This is a genomic window from Gramella sp. KN1008 (assembly GCF_004332155.1).
GTDB lineage: Bacteria > Bacteroidota > Bacteroidia > Flavobacteriales > Flavobacteriaceae > Christiangramia.
The window spans coordinates 100,948-107,576 of record NZ_SJDV01000008.1; the positions used below are offsets into that span (position 1 = coordinate 100,948).

Genomic DNA, 6,629 nt, shown 5'->3' on the forward strand with positions numbered 1-6,629 from the left:
TTAAAATTCGTCAGTAACACAGCCATTTGAAGCTGATGAAACCGTTCTTGCGTATTTATATAGCACCCCACCTTCGGCTTTTAGCGCAGGTGCTTTCCAGTTCTTTCTTCTATTTTCAATTTCCTCAGCTGAAAGTTTTACATCCAGTGTATTGTCTTCAGCATTTATAACGATCTCATCGCCATCTTCAAGTAGCCCGATGAGTCCGCCTTCCTGAGCTTCCGGAGTAATATGGCCTACCACAAAGCCGTGAGTACCTCCAGAAAACCTTCCATCGGTTATAAGAGCTACATCCTTACCCAATCCTGCTCCCATAATGGCGGAAGTAGGCTTCAGCATTTCCGGCATACCTGGTCCTCCTTTGGGGCCTTCGTAACGAATCACCACTACATCGCCTTTCTTTACTTTTCCGGCCGAAATGCCATCATTCGCTTCGAATTCACTGTCAAAGACTTTTGCTTTTCCTGTGAATTCCAGCCCCTCCTTACCGGTGATCTTAGCAACAGACCCCTCTTCTGCCAGGTTCCCAAAAAGGATCCTGATGTGGCCTGATTTCTTTATCGGCTTATCCAGATCACGGATAACATCCTGACCTTCTTCAAGATCTGACACCTCAGCCAGGTTTTCCGCCAGAGTCTTTCCAGTCACAGTTAAACAGTCCCCATGAAGCATATCATTTTTCAGCATGTATTTTAAAACTGCCGGGATTCCTCCTACTCTATGCACATCTTCCATGGCGTATTTACCACTAGGCTTCAGATCGGCCAGAAAGGGCGTGCTGTCACATATCTTTTCAAAATCGGCCAATCCAAAATCTACTTTCGCGGCCTTGGCAATAGCCAGAAAATGTAATACCGCATTGGTAGAACCACCTAAAACCGTAAGTAAACGGATCGCGTTTTCCAGTGATTTTCGGGTCACTATATCCCTTGGTTTAATATCTCTTTCCAGGAGAAGCTTTATTGCCTCCCCGGCCTTTTTACTCTCCTTTTTTTTCTCCGGGCCTGTGGCCGGATTAGAAGAATTATAGGGCAGGCTCATTCCAAGGGCTTCAATTGCAGATGCCATCGTATTGGCAGTGTACATTCCGCCACAAGCCCCGGCCCCAGGACAGGCCTTTTGTATCACCTGTTTATATTCTTCCTCGGGCATTTCACCTGAGACTTTAGCTCCCCAGGCCTCAAAGGCTGAGACCACATCCAGTTTCTTTCCATTATGGCATCCGGAAGCTATAGTGCCGCCATACACCAAAATTGAAGGCCTGTTGAGACGAAGCTGGGCCATCAGGGCTCCCGGCATATTCTTATCACAACCAACCACGGTGATCAATCCGTCATAAGCCATGGCATTCACTACGGTTTCCATAGAATCTGCAATGATATCCCTGGAAGGTAGCGAAAACCTCATTCCGGGTGTTCCCATTGAAATTCCATCGCTTACACCAATGGTATTGAAAATAAGCCCTACTAGATCTGCAGACAGAGTTCCTTCTTTCACCTCCTTTGCAAGATCATTGAGATGCATATTACAGGGATTGCCTTCGTATCCGGTACTGGCAATTCCCACAAATGGTTTGTTGAAGTCTTCATTTGTAAGACCGATCGCATGTAACATAGCCTGTGAAGCTGGTTGAGAATCACTTTGAGTCAGGGCACTGCTATACTTATTATTCATTAATCTTTATTCCTTTGAATTCCTTATAATAGATTAAAGTTACCGTCTTATGATGGCAGTGATTTTCCCAAGACAGGACTCAAATTACTTTCAAAAAAGAAACTTGGTTTTTAATTACCTGGTTATCAGCTCCTTAAACCCGTATAAGTTACGATAGCTGAAGGTTTTTTAAGGAAGGGACCGGGCGATACAGACTTTTCAAAACTGTTATGAAATAAGTGTCTATTTTTTACAATGATTTAATCCAATGCTTTTAAAATCGGTTTTTCTCAACAAATAGCAGGAATACTATAAATATGATAAAAGTGACTGAAAGTTTCGGAAAGACCGAAATTAAGGAGCTAATAGAGAGATTCCTTCGCTACGGTTGGAATGACTCTTCTCTAATTTAGAATTGTAAATGGAAAAGACCTTTTTAAAAGAATTTGAAATAATAAAATTAAAGTGGTTAGTTGCTTGTCATACTGTCACTATAGTTATCGGGGTATTTCAGCATCTATAATTATTGTTTTGAATACTCAGAAGGTTGAGACCCTGAAACAAGTTCAGGGTGACGTTGCTACCTTGGGATTCCTTCGCTCCGCTCGGAATGACCGGATTTATGAGAATTGTTGAATTCATTATTATTTCTTCCTCTTCAGGGAATAAAGATCCTTACGGCGGTCTTTCATATTTCTTACGCTGCCATAATTATGAAGTTCCTTTAAAAGATCGAGATCCACATCAACAAGTAAAGTACTTTCAGTGTTGGGAGTAGCCTCGGCCTTGATCCCGTTCACCGGAAATGCAAAATCTGATGGCGTTAGCACAGCGCTTTGGGCATACTGTATATCCATATTATCCACTTTAGGCAGGTTTCCAACAGAACCGGCAATAGCCACATAACACTCATTTTCCACTGCCCTGGCCTGCGCACAGATCTTCACACGGGAATAACCGTTCTGGGTATCGGTCATAAAAGGAACAAAGAGTATGTTCATCCCTTCTTCAGCCAGAATACGGGATACTTCAGGAAATTCAATATCGTAACAGATAAGAACACCTATCTTACCACAATCTGTATCAAAGGTTTCCAGCTTATTTCCGCCTTTCATACCCCAGGCTGTCTCTTCTGCCGGGGTGATATGTAGTTTTTCATAACGTTCATAACTCCCATCCCTTCTACATAAATAGCCTACATTATACATATGCTCACCTTCCGGCAAAGGCATACTACCGGTAATGATATTGATGTTATAATTTATCGCAAATTCCCTGAAGGTTTCTAACAAACGTTCGGTATAACTGGAAAGTCCTTTTATAGCTTCGGGTTCGGTGAGTTCATTGAACTGAGCCATTAAAGGCGCATTAAAAAGTTCAGGGAACATGATAAAATCACTCTGATAATTGCTCACTGCATCTACAAAGAACTCTATCTGCGAAACAAGTGCTTCATAATCCTTAAAAAGACGCATCTGCCATTGTACGAGGCCAAGTCTTACAACAGTCTTGGTGGTATTCACCAGTTTTTGAGGCTTGGTATAATAGATATTATTCCACTCCATCAAAGTAGCATATTCCTTACTTCTTTCATCTCCCGGCAGATAACCTTTGATTACCTTTTTAACGTGAAAATCGTTGGAAAGCTGAAAAGAAAGAACGGGATCATGTATCTCCTGTAATTTAACCTTTTCAATATATTTTTTTGGAGTAAGCTCCTCGGCATATTTTGAATAATTGGGGATCCTTCCTCCAAAAACGATCGCTTTTAGATTAAGGTGTTCACAAAGTTCTTTCCGGGCTTCATATAATCTTCTTCCCAGCCGCATCCCCCTGTATTCTGGGTGTATGAAAACGTCTATTCCATAAAGTACATTCCCATTTTTAGTATGGGTTGAAAAATTCTCTCCCCCAAGGATCTCATCATAGGTATGATTATCGTCAAATTTATCGTAGTTCACGATAATAGACAGTGCGCAGCCTGCTATCTTATTATCTATAGCGATACATAACTGACCTTCAGGAAATTTATTGATCAGGGTTTTGATCTCTCCCTTGGTCCAGTATTCATGCGGCATCTCATGATAACTTTCTATCATGGATTCCTTTAGTTCCTGATAATCCTTAACACGTAAGTTCCTGAGTTCTATTTTTGCAGAGTCTAGCAAATCATCAAATTTAATTTACGAATATAAGATGCAAAGGGATTCTATTGAAAACTGAGCTTGTTAAAATGATCTGAAAAAAACTAGATCTTGAAGATACCTTCTTTAATGGCAAACATTACCAGGCCTACCCTGCTCTTTACGTGTAGTTTTCCAAAAAGACTCTCCCTGTAGTTGTCTACGGTCTTAGGGCTAAGACACATTTCTTCTGCTACCTGTTTATAGGTTAGCTCACTGCAGGCATGATTAAGGAATTCCAGTTCCCTTTCTGTAAGCTGTTCGTACTTCTTTTTTCTTTCCTCGTGGCTTAAAGCATCTGAAATAGTCTTATTAGAATAATATCCTGTTCTTTCAATAGCATTTAAAGCATATTCGAATTCCTCAGGTTCAATATCCTTGAGAAGATAACCACGACATCCTAAACGAAGCATCTTAATAATCGTTTCATCTTCCTGGTCTACGGTGAGAGCAAGTACCTTTTGGTCTGGTTTATTCTCTTTAAGCCATCCCATTGTCTCAATCCCATTCATCACCGGCATTCTCATATCAAGCAGAATAATATCCGGCAGTGGGTTATCCTCCTGGATATAATTCACGAGTTCCTCCCCGTTCTTGAAACATTTAATAACCTTAAACCCCTCAAAAGAATTTACAAGCATCTGAATTGATTGCGCGAAAAGTTTATGATCGTCAACGATAATGATCGTTTTACTCATGGGTTCTGGTCTTGGTTGGATAACGTAAAGATAGGGAAGTTCCCTTTCCTTTCGAAGAATTAAGGTTAAAATCGGTTTTTATGATTTCGGCCCTACTTCTCATATTCAAAAGACCCGATCCTGCTTCCTGGGCTTCCATATCAAAGCCTTTCCCATCATCACTGGCCTTTATCTGAAGATATTCCGGAGTATATTCAAAAATCACTTCCAGTTGAGAAGCATCGGCATATTTGATGACATTTGAAAAGAATTCCTGCAAGATCCGAAACAAAATTATAGTATCTTCCTGTTTGATTTTATAAGGGTTCCCTTTCACTTTAAGACTGGCTTCCAATACTCCAAGTCTGTTAAAACGTTCCATTTCATTCTCTACCGAACCTTCAAGTCCTTTATAGTCTACCACCTCATTATTAAGGGAACGCGAAAGCGCCCTGACTTCAGCAAGGGAATCGGCCACGAGCTTACGCACCTCATTAAAAGCGTCCCGATTCTCCTCGACCACGGTCCTGGAAAGCAAATTGATCTGCATTTTTGCAATAGATAGCAGCTGACCAATATTATCATGCAGTTCCCAGCTAACATTCTTAAGAGTAGCCTCCTGGATCTCCAGCCTGGCATTGGAAAGCTCAGCCCTGAACTTCTGCTCTGCCTCATATTTTTCCTTTAAGATCTTATTCTTTCGTCTTTGATAGGTAATAAAGAAGAGTACGGTGAACCCTGCCAGAAAAAGAATGACAAGTATGAAATAAACGATTAGTAAGATCTCTTCCTTACGAAGCATATTATTGGCTGATTAGTCTAACAAGTATACATAAAATCGGGCAATTATTAATACCATTCCCATTCCCGGTATCATTCCCCTAAACTCTTAAAGCTTTACGTTTATATCTGTAATCCATATAGAACCCTAAAGTATAAACAGAATATAAAAAAACGTTCGCATATCCCTTTACGATGGTATCTACCTGAATGAAATAGGGATTCTCAAGAGTAAAGAAATCATCATAAATATCAAGAGGAAAAACACAAAGGCTCCAAAGAACCACGCCTACAGAAATATAAAACTTAATGTCCCTATGAAAATAAAGTACGCTTTCAGATCTTAAAAGCTCCAGGTAATTCAATCCAATACATATCACCACAAAAAAAGTTTGTACCACACGTATATAGATATCAGTAGAATTAAAGAAATCTCCAGAGGTCATATGCCTGAGGATACTTCCAACAACAAAAACGTAAAGAAAAATTATAAGGTAAGCGCGCAATTTCATGTTCCTCAGATTCCTGATGAATATTTGTGAAAAACAAATGCCATACACAATCACATTAATATTACCCAGCCATTGACTTCTTCTAAAAACAGAATTCTCATAAAAACTTAACACCTCATAATCGTGAACCCAGGCGTAGATTGGAATGAACGTGTAAAATTCAGCAAGTACTATATAAAAAAGATAAAGTATGAAAAACTTTATTTCCGGAGAGACATAAGGCGACTTCTTTAAATACAGAAATCCTGCAAAAGCTGCGAGTACTTCAAATGTAAAACCAAGGTAAAGTTTGGATTCCTGAAGAAATTCTATCATTCTCTAATTTATTTAAAAATCCGGTCAGAAAATTAAGCCGGGCAGAAAAAGGGGAATTATCCCCTTGTAATGAGGTTATCTCTTCCCTACATTTGATACAGTCATTTTAGTAAAGCTAAAGTGTTTTGGGGCAAAAAAGTGTCGACCGAGGTTTAGTTATAGTTCTGAGTAGGGTCTTTTCTATAACTTTCATACCGAGGTGGCACTTTTTTATTTTGCTCTTTCTTCAAAATACAAACGCAGAGCATTTAGCCTATTGCCTTTTGCCCGGCTCTTTTTATCTCCAGAATCATTTTGATAAATCCTAAAGCAAAGACCAAGTACATAAAGATATTTCCCAAATCCAGGATCCAACCATATACATCGCTAAAATCTTCACTTACTTTAATATATTTCTGAAAAATGAATAAAGGCGTTATTCCCAGCTGGTAAATAAGCAGGCCAATTGAAATAAAAAGTGGCAACTCTCTTTGAAAATTGAGTATCCTATCTGTTCTTACTAATTCCAG

Annotated in this window: 6 protein-coding genes; all 6 read right to left on the reverse strand. The window is 39.6% G+C overall.

Annotated elements, in window-relative coordinates; all coding sequences use genetic code 11:
* Positions 1–1,674, reverse strand: coding sequence for a dihydroxy-acid dehydratase (gene ilvD, locus EZJ28_RS13740; RefSeq protein ID WP_131398855.1), 1,674 nt, complete (start codon positions 1,672–1,674; stop codon positions 1–3).
* 623 nt (positions 1,675–2,297) lie between these two features.
* Positions 2,298–3,821, reverse strand: coding sequence for a bifunctional GNAT family N-acetyltransferase/carbon-nitrogen hydrolase family protein (locus tag EZJ28_RS13745; protein ID WP_131398857.1), 1,524 nt, complete (start codon positions 3,819–3,821; stop codon positions 2,298–2,300).
* A gap of 80 nt (positions 3,822–3,901) precedes the next feature.
* On the reverse strand, positions 3,902–4,534 hold the full coding sequence (locus EZJ28_RS13750; RefSeq protein WP_131398859.1) for a response regulator transcription factor: 633 nt from the start codon (positions 4,532–4,534) through the stop codon (positions 3,902–3,904).
* Entirely contained in the window at positions 4,527–5,315 is a 789-nt protein-coding gene (locus EZJ28_RS13755; protein ID WP_131398861.1) for a sensor histidine kinase, read from the reverse strand. The genes EZJ28_RS13750 and EZJ28_RS13755 overlap by 8 nt, the downstream gene beginning before the upstream one ends.
* Positions 5,316–5,394: 79 nt before the next feature.
* Positions 5,395–6,120 (reverse strand): hypothetical protein, encoded by a 726-nt coding sequence (locus tag EZJ28_RS13760; RefSeq protein WP_131398863.1) that lies wholly within the window; start codon positions 6,118–6,120, stop codon positions 5,395–5,397.
* A 248-nt stretch (positions 6,121–6,368) separates the two neighbouring features.
* Positions 6,369–6,629, reverse strand: a 261-nt coding sequence (locus EZJ28_RS16065) for a hypothetical protein (protein ID WP_165499087.1), incomplete at its 5' end; no start/stop codon positions are given.